12 protein-coding genes are annotated in these 16,583 nt (G+C 70.5%); 8 read left to right on the top strand and 4 right to left on the bottom strand.

Annotated elements, in window-relative coordinates:
- Positions 1 to 57 precede the first annotated feature (57 nt).
- Together BKI49_RS06150 and BKI49_RS06145 are read right to left on the bottom strand one after the other, a co-directional pair.
- Positions 58 to 1,032, bottom strand: coding sequence for an RluA family pseudouridine synthase (locus BKI49_RS06150; protein ID WP_095933174.1), 975 nt, complete (start codon positions 1,030 to 1,032; stop codon positions 58 to 60).
- Between the two features lie 4 nt (positions 1,033 to 1,036).
- A complete protein-coding gene (locus BKI49_RS06145) occupies positions 1,037 to 2,587 on the bottom strand; it encodes an amino acid permease (protein ID WP_095933173.1) in 1,551 nt (516 codons plus the stop codon).
- A gap of 255 nt (positions 2,588 to 2,842) precedes the next feature.
- Here BKI49_RS06145 and BKI49_RS06140 point away from each other — a divergent pair, with 255 nt between their 5' ends.
- The 3 genes from BKI49_RS06140 to BKI49_RS06130 all read left to right on the top strand — a co-directional run bounded on the left by BKI49_RS06140 (position 2,843) and on the right by BKI49_RS06130 (position 5,467).
- On the top strand, positions 2,843 to 3,493 hold the full coding sequence (locus BKI49_RS06140; RefSeq protein ID WP_257004633.1) for a PadR family transcriptional regulator: 651 nt from the start codon (positions 2,843 to 2,845) through the stop codon (positions 3,491 to 3,493).
- Positions 3,494 to 3,677: 184 nt separating this feature from the next.
- On the top strand, positions 3,678 to 4,694 hold the full coding sequence (locus tag BKI49_RS06135; protein ID WP_095933171.1) for an ATP-binding cassette domain-containing protein: 1,017 nt from the start codon (positions 3,678 to 3,680) through the stop codon (positions 4,692 to 4,694).
- Positions 4,691 to 5,467, top strand: coding sequence for an ABC transporter permease (locus BKI49_RS06130; RefSeq protein ID WP_095933170.1), 777 nt, complete (start codon positions 4,691 to 4,693; stop codon positions 5,465 to 5,467). Before BKI49_RS06135 ends, BKI49_RS06130 begins: the two co-directional genes overlap by 4 nt.
- Before the next feature lie 285 nt (positions 5,468 to 5,752).
- Here BKI49_RS06130 and BKI49_RS06120 read toward each other — a convergent pair whose 3' ends face one another.
- Complete coding sequence (locus BKI49_RS06120; RefSeq protein ID WP_095933240.1) at positions 5,753 to 6,589, bottom strand: siderophore-interacting protein; 837 nt, start codon at positions 6,587 to 6,589, stop codon at positions 5,753 to 5,755.
- A gap of 101 nt (positions 6,590 to 6,690) precedes the next feature.
- Positions 6,691 to 7,629, bottom strand: a complete 939-nt coding sequence (locus tag BKI49_RS06115; protein WP_257004637.1) for a 5'-3' exonuclease — start codon at positions 7,627 to 7,629, stop codon at positions 6,691 to 6,693.
- A 173-nt stretch (positions 7,630 to 7,802) separates the two neighbouring features.
- Here BKI49_RS06115 and BKI49_RS06110 point away from each other — a divergent pair, with 173 nt between their 5' ends.
- The 5 genes from BKI49_RS06110 to fxsT all read left to right on the top strand — a co-directional run.
- Positions 7,803 to 8,900 (top strand): quaternary amine ABC transporter ATP-binding protein, encoded by a 1,098-nt coding sequence (locus BKI49_RS06110; RefSeq protein ID WP_095933169.1) that lies wholly within the window; start codon positions 7,803 to 7,805, stop codon positions 8,898 to 8,900.
- Positions 8,893 to 11,502 carry an ABC transporter permease/substrate binding protein gene (locus BKI49_RS06105; RefSeq protein ID WP_095933168.1) on the top strand — a complete coding sequence of 870 codons (2,610 nt, stop codon included), beginning with the start codon at positions 8,893 to 8,895 and terminating at the stop codon, positions 11,500 to 11,502. The genes BKI49_RS06110 and BKI49_RS06105 overlap by 8 nt, the downstream gene beginning before the upstream one ends.
- An 886-nt stretch (positions 11,503 to 12,388) precedes the next feature.
- Positions 12,389 to 12,970: a helix-turn-helix domain-containing protein gene (locus tag BKI49_RS06100; protein WP_095933167.1), complete on the top strand. Its 582-nt coding sequence runs from the start codon at positions 12,389 to 12,391 to the stop codon at positions 12,968 to 12,970.
- Between the two features lie 54 nt (positions 12,971 to 13,024).
- On the top strand, positions 13,025 to 13,876 hold the full coding sequence (locus BKI49_RS06095) for a helical backbone metal receptor (RefSeq protein ID WP_095933166.1): 852 nt from the start codon (positions 13,025 to 13,027) through the stop codon (positions 13,874 to 13,876).
- A 414-nt stretch (positions 13,877 to 14,290) separates the two neighbouring features.
- On the top strand, positions 14,291 to 16,583 hold a 2,293-nt coding region (gene fxsT / locus BKI49_RS06090), incomplete at its 3' end, for an FxSxx-COOH system tetratricopeptide repeat protein (protein WP_095933165.1).

Raw genomic sequence — 16,583 nt, 5'->3', positions numbered from 1 at the left:
TCGGGCCCGGCCGCACGGTGGTGGCCGGCTCCGACGGCCCGGGGGCCCGCCTCCGGATCAGGGCCCGGCAGGGTACGACGCGGCCCCGTCCGCCCCGGCCCACGCCTCGTACGACGTCCAGGCCTCCAGCTCCCGCGCACTGGTGAACCGGTGCTCGTGCCCCGTGATCGGATCCGTGAACTCCAGGACTCGCGCGAGCAGTTGGAGCGGGCGGCTGAAGTCGCCCGCCGGAACCGGGCCGGTCACCACGGGGTAGAGCGGATCGCCGAGGATCGGCACGCCCAGCGCGTTCATGTGCACACGGAGCTGATGGGTCTGCCCCGTGCTGGGCGTCAGCCGGTAGCGGCCCAGCGGGCCGCGCCGTGCGGGCAGTTCGATCCCGCTGACGGCGTTCGGCTCGCCGGGCACCTCACGGGCGGCCAGCACCCCGCGTTCCTTCACGATCCGGCTGCGGACCGTCCGCGGCAGCGCGAGACCGGGGGAGTACGGCGCCACGGCCTCGTACTCCTTGCGGACCAGCTTGTCGCGGAACAGCGTCTGGTACGCGCCGCGTTCCCCGGGGCGCACGGTGAACAGCACGAGCCCGGCCGTGAGCCGGTCCAGTCGGTGCGCGGCACCGAGCGCGGGCAGTTCCAGCTCGCGCCGCAGCCGGGCGAGCGCGGTCTCGGCCACATGACTGCCGCGCGGGGTGGTGGCCAGGAAGTGCGGCTTGTCCGCCACCACGATGTGCTCGTCGCGGTACACCACGTCGAGCGCGAAGGGCACCGGCTCCTCGTCGGGCAGCTCCCGGTGGAACCATACGAACATCCCCGGCACGTACGCGGCGTCGGCCGTCACGGGCCGTCCGTCCTCCCCGACGATCAGCCCCGCGCCGATCATCGCGTCGATCACGCCGGTCCCCGCCGCGAGCCGCTCGACCAGATGGTCCCGGACGGTGGCCCAGCCCCCGTCCCACGGCAGCCTGACCCGCACGGGGTCGACCCCGTCGCGCTGCGGGAGGGGGGAGGGCGGAATCCGGGGCTTGCGTCTCACCTGGTCAAGCGTACGAGGCCGGTACCACCTCGGGAGACTCGGTGACCGTCGCCCGCACCCGGTACGCGCGGTACACCGCACCCGCGAGCACCGTCACTCCGAGGAACAGCAGGGTGAACCACCGGAAGTACCAGTGTCCGCCCGCCGGGTCGTACACGGCGGCTCGCGGCCAGGCGAGGTTGACGGTCATGAACAGGCCGTAGAGCAGCGCGAGGACGTTCACGGGGACGCCCCAGCGGCCGAGCGAGAAGAGCGGGGCGCCGGTCTCGTCGGTGCCGCCCGCCCCGAACCCGCCGCGCAGCCGGCGCACCAGCAGCGGTCCGGTCACCATCGCGTACGCCAGGTACAGCATCACGATGCAGGTGGTGCCGATCGCCAGGAACGCGTCCGGCGAGGCGAAGTTCAGCAGCAGCAGCGCGGCCGCGAGGACACCGACGACGAGGGCGGGCGCGCCGGGCATGCCGGTGCGCGGGGCGACCCTGGCGAGCCGGCCGGAGAAGGGCAGCTGTCCGTCGCGCGCCATGGAGAAGAGCATGCGGCAGGCGGCCGTCTGGATGGCCAGGGTGGCCACCGCGACGGCCACCGCCACGTCGGCGAGCAGCGCGCGCCCGACCCCGTCGCCGAGGCTGCTGGTCAGGACGTAGCTCAGACCGTCCACGCCGAGGCGGCCGTCGGTGAGGCTGGGCGCGGCCAGCAGCCCGCCGAGGACGATCAGACCGCCGAGCAGGCCGGCCGCGCCGAGTGCGGTGAGGATCGTACGGGGCGCGGTACGGCGGGGGTTGTGGGTCTCCTCGCTCATCTCGCCCGCGCTGTCGAAACCGATCATCACGTACGCGGCCATGAACGAGCCCACCATCAGGGCGCCGAAGAGGCCGGTGCCCCCCTCGCCGGTGTGGAACGTGATGCCGGGGGAGCGCTCGGAGTGGGTGAACAGCAGCACGATGATCAGGACGGCGCCGATGATCTCGGCGGTCACGCCGATCCGGTTGACGGCCGACATCACGCGGTTGTCGACGACGTTGACCAGGGTGGTGAGGGTCAGCAGGATCACGCCGAGGACGGCCGCGTTGGCGGCGCCGTCGGCGCTGGTGGGTGCCGGGTCGTCGCCCACCAGCTGGAAGCCCGACCAGATCGCGGGCAGCACCATCTGGAGCGCGAGGGCCGCCGCGGCCACCACCACGATCTGCCCGATCACCATGATCCAGCCGGCGAACCAGCCGAAGGACAGGTTCGACAGCCGGGACGACCACTGGTAGATCGCGCCCGAGAGGGGGTAGCGCGCGGCCAGTTCCGCGAAGCAGGCGGCGACCGCCAACTGGCCCAGGAGCACGGCCGGCCACGTCCAGAAGAAGACCGGGCCCCCGAACGCGTACCCGAAGGCGAAGAACTGGAAGACGGTCGTGAGGACCGAGATGAAGGAGAAGCCGGCGGCGAACGAGGCGTACCGGCCGAGGCTGCGGTGCAGTTCCTGGCGGTAGCCGAACTCGGCGAGGCCCGTGGCCCCGTCGGGCCGCGGCGGGTCGGGGCGGACGTCGGCGGGGGCGGTGCTCGTCATGGCGGCAACCTGCTTTCGCACAGCGGCGCGAGGATTCCTGTCGAGCGACAGAAATTAGGGAGGGGCTGTTTCGCCGGCGTCACGCGTCCGTGTCCGGGGCGCACCTAACTCCTCACGCCCTTGCGGGGGGCCACAGAACGCGATACATCGTGTGTATTGACGGTCCTCGGCCGTCGCGATATGTTCGGCCACGGATATTCGGTGACGAGTTGCCACAGTTCGGTGGCGATCACGCCGGCGAAGGGGGTGGATGCCGTGGCGGCCAAGCGCCGGAAGCTCGGCAACCCGCTGGCCCTCGCGGTCATGGTGCTGCTCACCGAGCGGCCGATGCATCCGTACGAGATCGCCCAGACCCTGCGCCGGCGCGGCAAGGACGCCAGCCTGAAGATCAACTACGGCTCGCTCTACACCGTCGTCCAGAACCTGGAGAAGCACGGGTTCGTCGAGGTCGCCGAGGTGCAGCGGGAGGGCAACCGCCCCGAGCGCACGCTGTACGGCATCACGGACGCCGGACGCGAAGAGGCCACGGAGTGGCTGTCGGACCTGCTCGCCGTCCCGGCGCGGGAGTATCCGATCTTCGAGGCCGCGCTCTCCCTGATGTGCGTGCTGCACCCCGACGAGGTGGCGCGGCTGCTCGCGGAGCGGCTCACCATGCTGGAGGTGCAGGCCGCGAGCCTGCGCGGCGGCCTGGCGAAGCTGTCCGAGACACTGCCCCGGCTCTTCCTCGTCGAGTCCGAGTACCAGCTGCACATGATCGAGGCGCAGGCCGTCTGGGTCCGGGGCTTCCTCACCGAGATCAAGGACGGCACGTTCCCCGGCGTCAAGGAATGGCGGACCTTCCTCGAAACGGGTGAGGCTCCGCCGGAGTTCCAGGATCCGGAGGGCGGCGGCCTCGAAGGAAAGTAACCGAGAGAACAGACCCCGGCAGAGCTGTTGCAGCAGCCCCGCCAGGGTCTCGAACCCCGAACCGGCTCCGCCGTGCGGCAGACCGGGCCATCGAGGTGCGGCACACCCAGGATAGCCCGGCGCTCTTCACGCGGATCGGCTCGGCCCTGCCCGAGAACACCGCTCACTCAGGAGAGCCGTCGACATGAGTACCACCCGCGCGCCCGCCATCGAGGCGCGCCGACTGACCAAGACCTATCCCGGAGACGTCACCGCGCTCAGCGGCATGGACGTCACCGTCGCCACCGGCACCGTGCTCGGACTCCTCGGCCCGAACGGCGCCGGCAAGTCCACCACGGTCAAGATCCTCACCACCCTGGCCCGCCCCGACTCGGGCTCCGCCACCGTCGCGGGCCACGACGTGCGGCGCCACCCGGACCGGGTGCGCCGCGCGATCGGCGTGGTCGCCCAGAACTCCGGTGCCGACCCGGTGGCCACCGGCCGGGAGAACCTCCGGCTCCAGGGCAGGCTGTACGGCCTCAAGGGCGCGGCGCTGAGCCGTCGCGTGGACGACCTGCTGGACCGCTTCACCCTCGCCGACGCGGCGAACCGCCAGGTCAAGACCTATTCGGGAGGCATGCGCCGCCGTCTGGACGTGGCCCTGGGGCTCGTCCACCGCCCCGAGGTGCTCTTCCTGGACGAGCCGACCACCGGCCTCGACCCGCAGGCGCGCACCGCGATGTGGGACGAGATCGCCCGACTCGCCGGGGACGAGGGACTGACCGTCCTGCTCACCACGCACCACCTCGAAGAGGCCGACCGGCTCGCCGAACGCATCGCGATCGTCGACCGCGGCCGGGTCGTCGTCGAGGGCACCCCCGACGGTCTGAAGGGCGAACTGCGCGGTGACGCCGTCCATGTGGAGCTGCGGGAGGCCGTCGGTGAAGCCGGCCGTACGCTGCTGAGCGGCGCCCTCACCGCTCTGCCGGGCGTGCACGAGGCGCTGTTCGACGGCCGGCGCGTCAGCGTCCGCGCCGACGACGGGGCCGGGGCGGTGCCGGCCCTGCTGGGCGCGCTGGAGCGTGCCGGGGTCGGCGTCGCCTCCGCCACCGTCGCCCGGCCCTCGCTCGACGACGTCTACCTGCGCTACGCGGGCCGCCGCTACTCCGAGGCGGACGCTCAGTCCGCCCAGGACCTCGCAGTTGCCGGAGGTGTGCGATGAGCACCGCCGTCTCCCAGACCTGGTACATGACCCAGCGTCAGCTCATGGTGTTCGTACGGCAGCCCGCCTACCTGCTGATCACCCTGATCCAGCCGGTGGTCTGGCTGTTCCTGTTCGGCAGCCTCTTCAAGAAGGTCGTCGAGCTCGGCGGCTTCGGCACCACCTCGTACCTCGACTACCTCGTGCCCGGGGTCGTCGTGATGAGCGCGCTCAGCTCCAACATGTGGGCGGGCATGACCACGCTCGACGAGATCCAGCGCGGCACCCTCGACCGTTTCCTCACGACACCCGTGAGCCGGGCGGCCCTGATGAACGGCAATGTCGTCAACAACGGCGTGGTGACCGCCCTCCAGTCGGTCGTCATCGTGCTGCTCGGACTGCTCGGCGGTGCCGACTACCCGGGCGGCCTCGGTGGCGTCGCGGTCCTGGTCGTCGCCTCGGTGCTGCTCGGCACGGTCTTCGGGGCGCTGTCCAACGCGCTCGGCATGCTGGTCCGGGAGCGGGAGTCGATCATCGGCATCAACACCTTCCTGCTGCTGCCGCTGACGTTCCTGTCCAGCGCCTTCATGGCCCCGTCCCAGATGCCCGGCTGGATGCGGCACATCGCCGACTTCAACCCGCTCGACTGGGCGATGGTCGCGGGCCGCTCGGCGATGTCCGAACACCCCGACTGGGGCGACGTGTTCGGCAGGGGAGGCGGTCTGCTCGCGCTGGCGGTGGTGTCGGTGTGGCTGTCGATCCGCACGTTCCGCTCGTACCAGCGGTCGGTGTAGGACGGGCTGTGGGCTCGCGGCGGCGGTCGGTGCGGCAGGAGTGCACCGGGCGAGCCGGGCCGGCCGGGCGGAGTCCGCAACGGTCCCGCCGGTGCCTGCCGGTGCCTGCCGGTGCCTGCCCGTGCCCACCGGTGCCTGCCGGTGCCTGCCGGTGCCTGCCGGTGCCTGCCGGTGCCTGCCCGTGCTTGCCGGTGCCTGCCGGTGCCTGCCCGTGCTTGCCGGTGCCCGCCGGTGCCCGCCGGTGCTCATCGGGGCGGTCACGTGTGCGTGGCCGCCCCGCGCGGGTTACGCGGACGCCTCCTGCTCCGCCTCCACCTGCGCGTTCCACTCGCGCTTCGACGCCTGCCAGCCGTCCTCGTTGTGACCGAGGCGCCAGTAGCCGGAGATCGACAGGTCCTCGCGCGGGATCTCGCGCTCGACGCGCAGCATCCGGCGCAGCTCCTTCACGAAGCCCGCCTCGCCGTGCACGAACGCCTGCATCCGGCCCGCCGGGAACTCCAGCGCGCGAACCGCCTCCACCAGCGTCTCGCCGATCGGCCGGTTCCCGCGGTGCAGCCAGACGACCTCCACGTCGGAGTCGATCTTCTGCTCCTCCTCCGGTCCCGCGACCTCGACGAAGGCGTGGGCCATGGCGCCGTCGGGCAGTGCCTCCAGGGCGGTCGCGATCGCGGGCAGCGCGCTCTCGTCACCGGCCAGCAGATGCCAGTCGGCGCCCGCGTCGGGGGCGTAGGCACCACCGGGACCCATGAACCGGACGACCTCGCCCGGCCGGGTCCGCAGCGCCCAGGGACCCGCCAGCCCCTCGTCGCCGTGCACCACGAAGTCCAGGGTCAGCTCGCGGTGTTCGGGGTCCCACGCCCGCACCGTGTACGTCCGGGTCACGGGCCACTGCTCGCGCGGGAACTCCGCCCGGACGCGCTCCATGTCGAACGGTTCGGGATACGTGACGCCCTCGGGGCCGAACAGCAGCTTCACATAGTGATCGGTGCAGGAACCCGCGGTGAAGTCGGCCAGACCGTCGCCGCCCAGCACGACACGCTGCATGTGCGGGGTCAGCCGCTCCGTCCGCACCACCTGCGCGGAGTGGGGCTTCCGGGGCTTGCGTGCGGGGCGTTCTGCCATGACGGCCTCCTGGATCACATGCTTAGGTTTACCTAAGTTAGCACCCTCTTCTCTGCGTCACCTATGCGTACGGCGGTATCACCCATGCCGGAAGAGTTCGGCTATGCGTGCAGGGTGGAGAGCAGTCGCTGGAGCGAGCCGCCCAGACCCCAGCGCGTGGCCAGCGCCTCCAAGGCGGCCGGATCCCGCGGCGCGTGCGGCAGCGTCGTGTCCACGTCCGGCAGGGGCACGTCGCCCGCGACCTCGACGACCTTGGGCGCCACCGCGACGTACGGACGCGACTCGTCGAGACGCTTGCGCTGCGACGGCGTCAGCCGGGACGTCGGGTCGTCGACGGCGGCCATGATCCCGGCGAGGTCGCCGAACTCGGCGAGCAGCTTGGCGGCCGTCTTCTCGCCGATGCCCGGCACGCCCGGCAAACCGTCGCTCGGGTCGCCGCGCAGCAGCGCCAGATCCGCATACCCGGCGCCGTCCACGCCGTACTTCTCACGCAGCCACGACTCGTCCGTGAGCTGGAGCGTGCCGACGCCCTTCAGGGGATACAGGACGCGAACGCCCCTCTTGTCGTCCACGAGTTGGTACAGGTCGCGGTCGCCGGTGACGATGTCGACCGGGCCGGTGGCGCGGCCGGTGAACGTGCCGATCACGTCGTCCGCCTCGTACCCCTCGACGCCCACGCGGGCGATGCCGAGCGCGTCCAGGACGGCCTCGATGACCGGGACCTGCGGTGACAGCGTGTCCGGGACCTCCTCCTCGTCCGGCCCTCCCTCGTGCTCCTCGGCCACCCGGTGGGCCTTGTAGGACGGGATGAGGTCGACCCGCCACTGCGGGCGCCAGTCCGCGTCCATGCACGCCACCAGGGCGTCGGGGCGGTGGTCCTTGACGAGGCGGTCGATGAATTCCAGCAGCCCGCGCACGGCGTTGACCGGTGTGCCGTCCGGGGCCTTCACGGATTCCGGGACACCGAAATAGGCGCGGAAATACAGCGAGGCGGTGTCGAGAAGCATGAGTCGTCGCGTCTGCTCTGTCACGCTCCGCATCATGCCGTACGCCACCGACAGTGCCGTGGCACCGACGGTGACGTGGGCCACTCTCGTGTTTGCTCCGCGTAAGCGGGGGCAGGCGCCGCCTCTGAGCGAAGTCGGTTGCGCTTTCAACCGCACAGGCCGTGCGGCCGTGCGGACCGTTCCAACCGTGCGAACGAGAGGTACACGTGTCATCCAGGCTAGAAGCCGAACATCTGCACAAGGTGTTCGGCAGACGACCGAAAGAGGCCGTGGAACGGCTCCGCGAAGGGACCGACCGCGAGGAGCTGCGGGCCGACGGCACCACCGCCGCGGTCATCGACGCATCCTTCACGGTGGAGCCCGGCCAGATCTTCGTCGTCATGGGCCTGTCCGGATCCGGCAAGTCCACGCTCCTGCGCATGCTGAACGGACTGCTGGAGCCCACCGCGGGACACGTACGCTTCGACGGCCAGGACCTCACCGAACTCAGCGCCCGTGAGCTGCGCCAGGTCCGTTCGAAGAAGATCAGCATGGTCTTCCAGCACTTCGCTCTCTTCCCGCACCGCAGTGTCCTGGAGAACGCCGCCTACGGCCTGGAGGTCCAGGGCGTACCGGCCGCCGAACGCCGGAAGCGGGCCACCGAGGCACTCGAACTCGCGGGCCTCGCGGGCTGGGAGAAGTCCTGGCCCGACGAACTGTCCGGCGGCATGCAGCAGCGCGTGGGCCTCGCCCGCGCGCTCGCCACCGACGCCGACCTGCTGCTGATGGACGAGTCCTTCAGCGCGCTCGACCCGCTGATCCGCCGCGACATGCAGGACCAGCTGATCGAGCTCCAGCGCAAGCTCAAGAAGACCATCGTGTTCATCACGCACGACCTCAACGAGGCGATGCGGCTGGGCGACCGGATCGCCGTCATGCGTGACGGCCGTATCGTCCAGATCGGCACCGCCGAGGACATCCTGGTCCGCCCGGCCAACGACTACGTCGCCTCCTTCATCCAGGACGTCGACCGCTCGCGCGTCCTGACCGCGGGAGCCGTCATGGACACCGACGTACGCGGCGACGAGGCGGACTGCTCCTGCGAGACCGCCACGCCCGACACCTCCTTCGTGGACCTGTGCGCCATCAGCGCCAGGCTGTCGCACCCGGTGGCCGTGGTCGACAAGAAGCGCGACCTCGTCGGTGTCGTGCCCCGGCAACGACTGGTCGGCTTCCTCGGCGACGAGCAGGGGGCGCCTCAGCCCTGCGTCACCCCGCGTGACGGAGACGGCAAGCTGAACAAGGCGGTGCAGGCCGATGCCTAGGATTCCCTTCGGCGACTGGGTCAACGACGCGGTCGACTGGCTGCTGCACCACATGGCGTGGCTCTTCGACTTCTTCAAGGTCGTCTTCGAGGGCGCCTACGACGGCATCAACGCCGTCCTCCAGGCGCCTCAGCCGCTCCTCCTCGCCGGCATCTTCGCGGTCGTCGCCTTCTGGCTGCGCGGCGCCTCCGCCGGTGTGCTCGCCTTCGCGGGATTCGCCTTCATCGACTCCCTCGGCCTGTGGGAGGACGCGATGGTGACCCTGTCGCTCGTCCTCGTGTCGACGCTCATCGCACTCGTGATCTCCGTGCCGGTGGGCATCTGGGCGGCGCGCTCCGACCGGGTCAGCGGCCTGGTCCGGCCGGTGCTCGACTTCATGCAGACGCTGCCCGCGATGATCTACCTCATCCCAGCGATCCTGTTCTTCGGCACCGGCGGCCCCGCCGGCATCGTGGCCACACTGATCTTCGCGCTGGCCCCCGGCGTCCGCATGACCGAGCTGGGCATCCGCCAGGTCGACAAGGAACTCGTCGAGGCCGCCGACGCGTTCGGCACCACACCGCGCAGCACGCTGCTGCGCATCCAGCTGCCCCTCGCGCTGCCCACCGTCATGGCGGGCGTCAACCAGGTCATCATGCTGGGCCTGTCCATGGCCGCCATCGCGGGCATGGTCGGCACCGGCGGCCTCGGCGGCGACGTGAACGAGGCCATCGGCCAGCTGAACGTCGGCCTCGGCTCCGAGGCCGGTGTCGCCATCGTGATCCTGGCGATCTACCTCGACCGCATGACCAGTTCGCTCGGCAGCCAGGTCTCGCCGCTGGGCCGCCGAGCCGCCGCCAAGCTCCGTGCCGCGCAGGGCCTGAAGATCTGGTCCTACCGTCCCCGGCCCGCGGTGGCCGTGGTCGGCGTCGTCGTGCTCGCACTCGTCGCGGGCGGCATGAGCGTCTTCGGCGGCGGGGCGAGCGAGTCCACCGCGGCCGACGGCAAGAACGTCGGACAGGGCAAGAAGGTCACCATCGGCTACATCCCGTGGGACGAGGGCGTCGCCTCCACCTTCCTGTGGAAGGAGGTCCTCGAACAGCGCGGATTCCAGGTCGACGCCAAGCAGTTCGACGCGGGCCCGCTCTACACCTCCCTCGCCCAGGGCGACATCGACTTCGAGACGGACTCCTGGCTGCCGACCACGCACGAGCAGTACTGGAAGAAGTACGGCAAGCGGCTCGACGACCTGGGTTCCTGGTACGGCCCGACCTCCCTGGAGCTCACCGTGCCCGCCTACATGAAGGACGTCGACTCCCTGGCGGACCTCAAGGGCAAGGCCGGCCGGTTCGGCGGCAAGATCACCGGCATCGAGTCCAGCGCCGGGATGATGAGCCTGCTCAAGAGCAAGGTGCTCAAGGAGTACGGCCTCGACAAGGAGTACAAGGTCGTCGACAGTTCGACGCCCGCGATGCTGGCCGAGCTGAAGCGCGCGTACGCCAAGCAGGAGCCCATCGTGGTCACCCTCTGGTCGCCGCACTGGGCCTACAGCGACTACAAGCTGAAGAAGCTCAAGGACCCGAAGGGTGCCTGGGGCAAGGGCGACGGGGTGCACACCCTCTCCCGCAAGGGCTTCGCCCAGGACAACCCGGTCGTCGGCCAGTGGCTCAAGAACTTCAGGATGAGCGAGCAGCAGCTCACGAGTCTGGAAGCGGAGATCAACAAGGCGGGCAAGGGCAAGCAGCAGGACGCCGTGCGCGCCTGGCTGAAGAAGAACCCGGGTGTCGTCGACAAGCTGGCGCCGGTCAAGCGCGCGGCCGCCCCGGCCGAGGCGAAGCGCCCGCTGGACGTCGCCTGGTTCCCCTGGGACGAGGACGTCGCCGTCACCTACCTGTGGAAGAACGTGCTGGCCCGTCGCGGCTACACGCTGAACCTCAAGCAGATGGACGTCGGTCCCGTCTACACGGGCCTGGCCTCCGGCGACATCGACCTCAACTTCGACGCGTGGCTGCCGTACGCCCAGGCCAACTACTGGGACCAGCACAAGGACGACCTCAAGGACCTCGGCACCTGGTACCGGCCGACCTCGCTGGAGATCGCGGTGCCGTCGTACGTGAAGGACGTCAAGTCCCTCGCCGACCTCAAGGGGAAGTCCGGCACCTTCGGCGGGAAGATCATCGGCATCGAGCCGGGCACCGGCGAGATGAATCTCCTCAAGAAGAAGGTGCTTCCGGGGTACGGCCTCGACAAGGAGTACAAGGTCGTCGACGGCTCCACGCCCGCGATGCTGGCCGAGCTGAAGCGCGCGTACGCCAAGAAGGAGCCCGTCGCCGTCGTCCTGTGGTCGCCGCACTGGGCCTACAGCGAGTACAAGCTCACCAAGCTCGCGGACGACAAGAAGCTGTTCGGAGAGGGCAACACGATCCGGACGATCTCCAGTGAGAAGTTCCCGGACCAGTACCCGCAGCTCACCGAGTGGATCAAGAACTTCCGGATGACCGAGGACGAACTCGGCAGCCTGGAGAGCGAGATCAAGCAGCGCGGACAGGGGCACGAGGAGGACGCCGTCGCCGCGTGGCTCAAGGAGCACCCGGACATGGTGGGGCGGATGACACCGCAGTAGTTCCACCGGTCGTCCACCGGATGTGATCCACCCAGGGGTGGTCTTCGTCGCACGGGTCCCGTGCCGAAGGCCACCCCGTCCTCGTTCCCGGTCCCGCGCCGCCGGCGGACGCGCGCGAGGGGCGCCGAATGAACGGGCCGCCTCCGCCTCCGCCTCCGACTCCGACTCCGCCTCCGACTCCGACTCCGCCTCCGCCTCCGGCCCCGGCTCGGAGGCGGGCCCGTACTCGCGCCCGACGGCGGCGACGGCGACGTACTGGCGTACGAGAAAGATCCGGACAACCGCATCGCCGGTGCGGCCCCCTCGGACCCGGCCGCACCGGCCCACCCGACGGGACGTCAACTCGCCTGCGTGCGAGGGGACTTCATGAGACGCCGCCCGGGCGTCCGTTCGCCCTCCCGGCCGGTCCTCGGCCCCCGAGGGGCGTCGGCGCTCCGGACGTCGCCCGACGCCCCGAAGCAGGGTGTACGGAGGCGGAGTTGGTCGATGCGGCCCGTGCGGCGAGCGTTGCGGAACCCCTCGCACCCGTGCCTACGATCCCGCGGCCGGGCGGACCTGTCGGAGAACCCGTCGCCCTCGCGGCGCCGGTCCGGTCCCGCCGGACCCGCGACAGACCCGCCGCGCGCCCCGCCGTGCCATCCGGCCCCGCCGGCCAGCCATTTCGTCCCGCCCGACGGGTGCGTGCCGGACGAGTCCGGGCAACTCGTCCGATGGCGCGAACTGTAACCCTGGCCCTGCATCGATGTGACAGCGATGTGACGGGTGCATGAAACGGTTTGCCGAACATGCGTAGGGTGCAAACAACTCATCAGAAGTAGTGGCCCGTCGAACCGGCGGACCGCGGCATCCGTATCGGACCGACGACGCAAGGGAGGGAGCCGGAGCGATGGGCGACCACAAAGATCAGCCCCTTCGGGTGGGCGCGGCCGTCCGGCGGCGACGCCGGGCACTGCGGCTCACTCTCGCCGTCGTGGCCGAGCGCAGCGGCCTGTCGGTCCCCTTCCTCAGCCAGGTCGAGAACGAACGGGCCCGGCCGAGCAGGAGTTCCCTGGAGCGGGTCGCCGACGCGCTCGGCACCACCGCCGTGGAGTTGCTCGCCGCGGCCGACCCGGCGTGCAGCGTCGACGTCGTGCGCGCCGACGTGGGCGCGGAGTTCACCCCCGAGGCCCAGGTGCGCCCCCTGGTGCGCGGTCACCACCAGATGCACGCCACGGAGTTCACGGGTGACCACGACGAGGGACGCGAACTCCAGCACCGCAACGACAAGTTGATGTTCGTCGCCGACGGCGCCGTGGAGGTCGAGGCGGAAGGGCGCGCCCATCGCCTCGGACGCGGCGACACGCTGTACCTGACGGGCGGGGTGCGCCACCGCTGGCGGGCGACGGTGCCGGACACCCGGGTCGTCGTCGTCGAGGTCGCCGACCACATCGACGCGGTCGAGGACCGGCGCAGCTCCGGCAAGCGCTGACCCCGCCGGGCGGCGGCCGCCGCACGTGCCGCGGCCCGCTGCGATACTGACGCCATGTCCGGCCCCTCCGATGACACCGTCCGCACGTCCGCCCGCCCACCGGCGTCCACGCCTGCCGACGAACGGTCCGCCGTTCCGTCGCCCGGCCGCACCCCGCCGCGTGTCGTGTCGCTCGTGCCCTCGCTCACCGAGGCCGTGGCCCTCTCCGTGCCCGGCGCCCTGGTCGGCGCGACCGACTGGTGCAGCCGTCCCGCGGACCTCGACGTCGTGCGCGTCGGCGGCACGAAGAACCCGGACGTCGGCCGGATCGTGCGGCTCGCCCCCGACCTGGTGGTCGCCAACGAGGAGGAGAACCGGGAACCCGATCTGACCGCCCTGCGCGAGGCCGGGATCGAGGTACTGGTCACCGAGGTGCGCGACGTGCCGGGAGCGTTCCGCGAACTGGCCCGCGTGCTGGACGCCTGCCGCCCCGGAACACGTCCGCGCTGGCTCGACGAGGCCGAGGCGGCCTGGACGGAGCTGCCGCAACCGGCCCGCCGCACGACCGCGATCGTGCCGGTCTGGCGGCGGCCCTGGATGGTCCTCGGCCGGGACACCTTCGCCGGCGACGTCCTGGCACGCCTGGGTGTGGACAACGCGTACGCCGGCCACGCGGACCGCTACCCCCGCGTGCCGCTCCCCGACCTCAGGGCCGCGGCGGCGGATCTCGTCGTCCTGCCCGACGAGCCGTACCGCTTCACCGCGGACGACGGACCCGAGGCCTTCGAGGGCCTGCCCTGCGCGCTGGTCGACGGCCGCATGCTGACCTGGTACGGCCCCTCGCTCGCCGAGGCACCCGGCGTGCTCAGCGCGGCGCTGCGAGCAGCTTGGGATGGAGCTTCCCGCGGCCTTGCGGAGGAGGGCTGATGGTTGCCGGAGTGCTGAGTGTGTGCTCTGGCGCTGGTTTGCTGGAACCGTGTGGGTCGTGCCTGTCGTCGTGGAAGCATGGTTCGTTCGCTGATGGTGCGTGAGGGGGCGTCAGATGGGTCGGACGGGGCGTTGGTTGCTGGTGGTTGCTGGTTCGTTGGTGGTGTTCGGGCTGTGTGTGTTGCTGGGTGATCTGTTGTTGCCGTGGGATCAGTCGACGCGGATCGGGACGGGGGCGGGTGCCGGCGCGGTGATTGCAGGTGTGTTGGGTGCCTGGGCTTCGTCCCTGATCGGTTCCTCGACCCCGTCGGCTGCCGCGACGCCCGGAAGGTCGACTGCGTCGGGTGAACGGTCGGTTGCCACTCAGGACAATTCCGGGGTGATCATCACGGGGGACAACGGCACTGTTCAGCGATGACCGAGACACCGGTTCCACCCGCATCCGGTGACCGTTCCGTTTCGGCGGCCAGCAGTTCCGGCGTCATTTCCACCGGGGACCAGGCGCGGATCGAGCAGCGGACCTTGGTCGTGTCTCCGGGAGCCTTGCAGCCGGCGGTCCCGAACGAGGCGATAGCCCAGCTGAATAACCTGCCCGCATTGGACAGCCGTGTCTTCGAAGGCCGTGACAGTGCGCTCAAGGCTTTGCTGAAGCTTCCGTCGGCGGGGACGGGCATCGTCACTCAGACCGTGCGGGGCATGGGGGGAGTGGGTAAGAGCACTCTGGTCCTGCACCATGCCCACGCCTGCTTGGCGGCCGGTCACGGGCCGGTTTGGTGGATCGACGCGTCATCGACCGCCACCATTTCGGCCGGGCTGGCTTCCCTGGCCGCAGCTGTCAATCCGGTGCACGCGGCGCTGCCGTTGGACGAGGGCGCCGACTGGGCCGCCGCCTGGCTGCAGGGCCGCACGGGATGGCTGTTGGTGTTCGACAACGCCGAGGAACCTGCCGACCTTCAGTCCCACCTAGGCCGGTTGAGTACCGGTCAGACCCTGGTTACTACGCGGCGTGACCTGCCCTGGCGCGACCTCGGCACCCCGCTTCGCCTGGATACCCTCACTCCTGAAGCTTCGGTGAAGGTGTTGCAGGAGATCACGGGGCACCAGGCCGACGGCGATGTTGCGGGGCTGGCCGAGTTGGCCGAGGAGCTCGGTCATCTGCCCCTGGCTTTGCAGCAGGCCGGCGCTTACCTGGCGCAGACTCGCAGCAGCGCTGCCAGTTACCTCGCCCGACTGCGTGCCGACCCCGCGGATGTGCTGGCGACCACGGCCCCGGGAGATCCTCAGCAGCGGACCATTGCCCGGCTGTGGGGCGTCACCCTCGACGCCCTGCACACGACCGATCCCCATGCAGTGGAGCTGCTGCGAGTCCTGGCCTACTGCGCGCCCGATGCGCTGCCAAGATGCGTACTGAGCGGTTCCTTGTCCGCGGACCAGGATGTGGATCACGCGCTGGGCGTGCTCGCCGCGTACAGCATGATCACCCTCAACGATGAGGCCGTCACGGTCCACCGCCTCGTGCAGACGGTGCTGCGCAGCAGCACTCCCGCGCCCTCTCCGAGGTTGCGCCCCAGGGGAATCTGGAGATGGCTCCGCTGGTCCCGGCCGGCCGGGACGCCTCACCCGAGCGAAGCCGCCGTAAATTGGCTCCATGCCGCGTTGCCATCGGGTAGTCCCGAGGACGTGCAGACCTGGCCTGAATGGCAACAGCTGCTGCCGCACGTGCAAGCCGTAGACAAGCACCACCCAGGCGGGTCGAAGCTCTCTACCTTCGCCGCTCTGCTGGGTCAGACCGCGTTCTATCTGAGGGCCCGCGGCCAGGCCTCACAAGCGCTGCCATTGGAGGTGCGGGCGCTGGCGGTCACCGAGGCCGTGTTCGGCCCGGATCAGCCCGAGACCGCCCTGCGTCTGGGCAATCTCGCCGCAACGTTCAGCGATCTGGGGCGTCACGCGGAGGCGTTGCCGCTGGAGGAGCGGGCGTTGGCCGTCACCGAGGCCGCGCTCGGTCCCGACCACCCCACCACTGCCCTACGCCTGGGCAATCTCGCTAGGACGCTCAGCGATCTGGGGCGTCATGCGGAGGCCTTGTCGCTGGAGGAGCGGGCGCTGGCGGTCACCGAGGCTGCGTTCGGCCCGGATCACCCCGACACCGCCGTTTGCCTGGGCAATCTCGCCGCGACGTTCAGTGCTCTGGGGCGTCATGCGGAGGCGTTGCCTTTGGCGGAGCGGGCGTTGGCCGTCAGCGAGGCCGCGCTCGGTCCGGAGCACCCTGATACCGCCCTGCGCTTGGGCAATCTGGCGAGGACGTTCAGTGCTCTGGGGCGTCATGCGGAGGCGTTGCCGTTGGCGGTGCGGGCGTTGGCCGTTACCGAGGCCGCGCTCGGTCCGGAGCACCCTGATACCGCCCTGCGGCTGGGCAATCTCGCCACAACGTTCAGCGATCTGGGGCGTCATGCGGAGGCGTTGCCGCTGGAGGTGCGGGCATTGGCCGTTACCGAGGCCGCGCTCGGTCCGGAGCACCCTGATACCGCCATTCGCCTGGGCAATCTCGCCGCGACGTTCAGTGCTTTGGGGCGTCATGCGGAGGCGTTGCCTTTGGCGGAGCGGGCGTTGGCCGTCAGCGAGGCCGCGCTCGGTCAGGACCACCCTGACACTGCCCTGCGCTTGGGCAATCTGGCGAGGATGTTCAGTGCTTTGCGGCGTCATGCGG

The sequence above is a fragment of the Streptomyces sp. Tue6028 genome (genome assembly GCF_002300165.1).
GTDB classification, from domain to species: Bacteria; Actinomycetota; Actinomycetes; order Streptomycetales; family Streptomycetaceae; genus Streptomyces; species Streptomyces siamensis.
The sequence above is the reverse complement of the archived record's forward strand: the minus strand, read 5'-3'. Positions and strand labels throughout refer to the sequence as shown.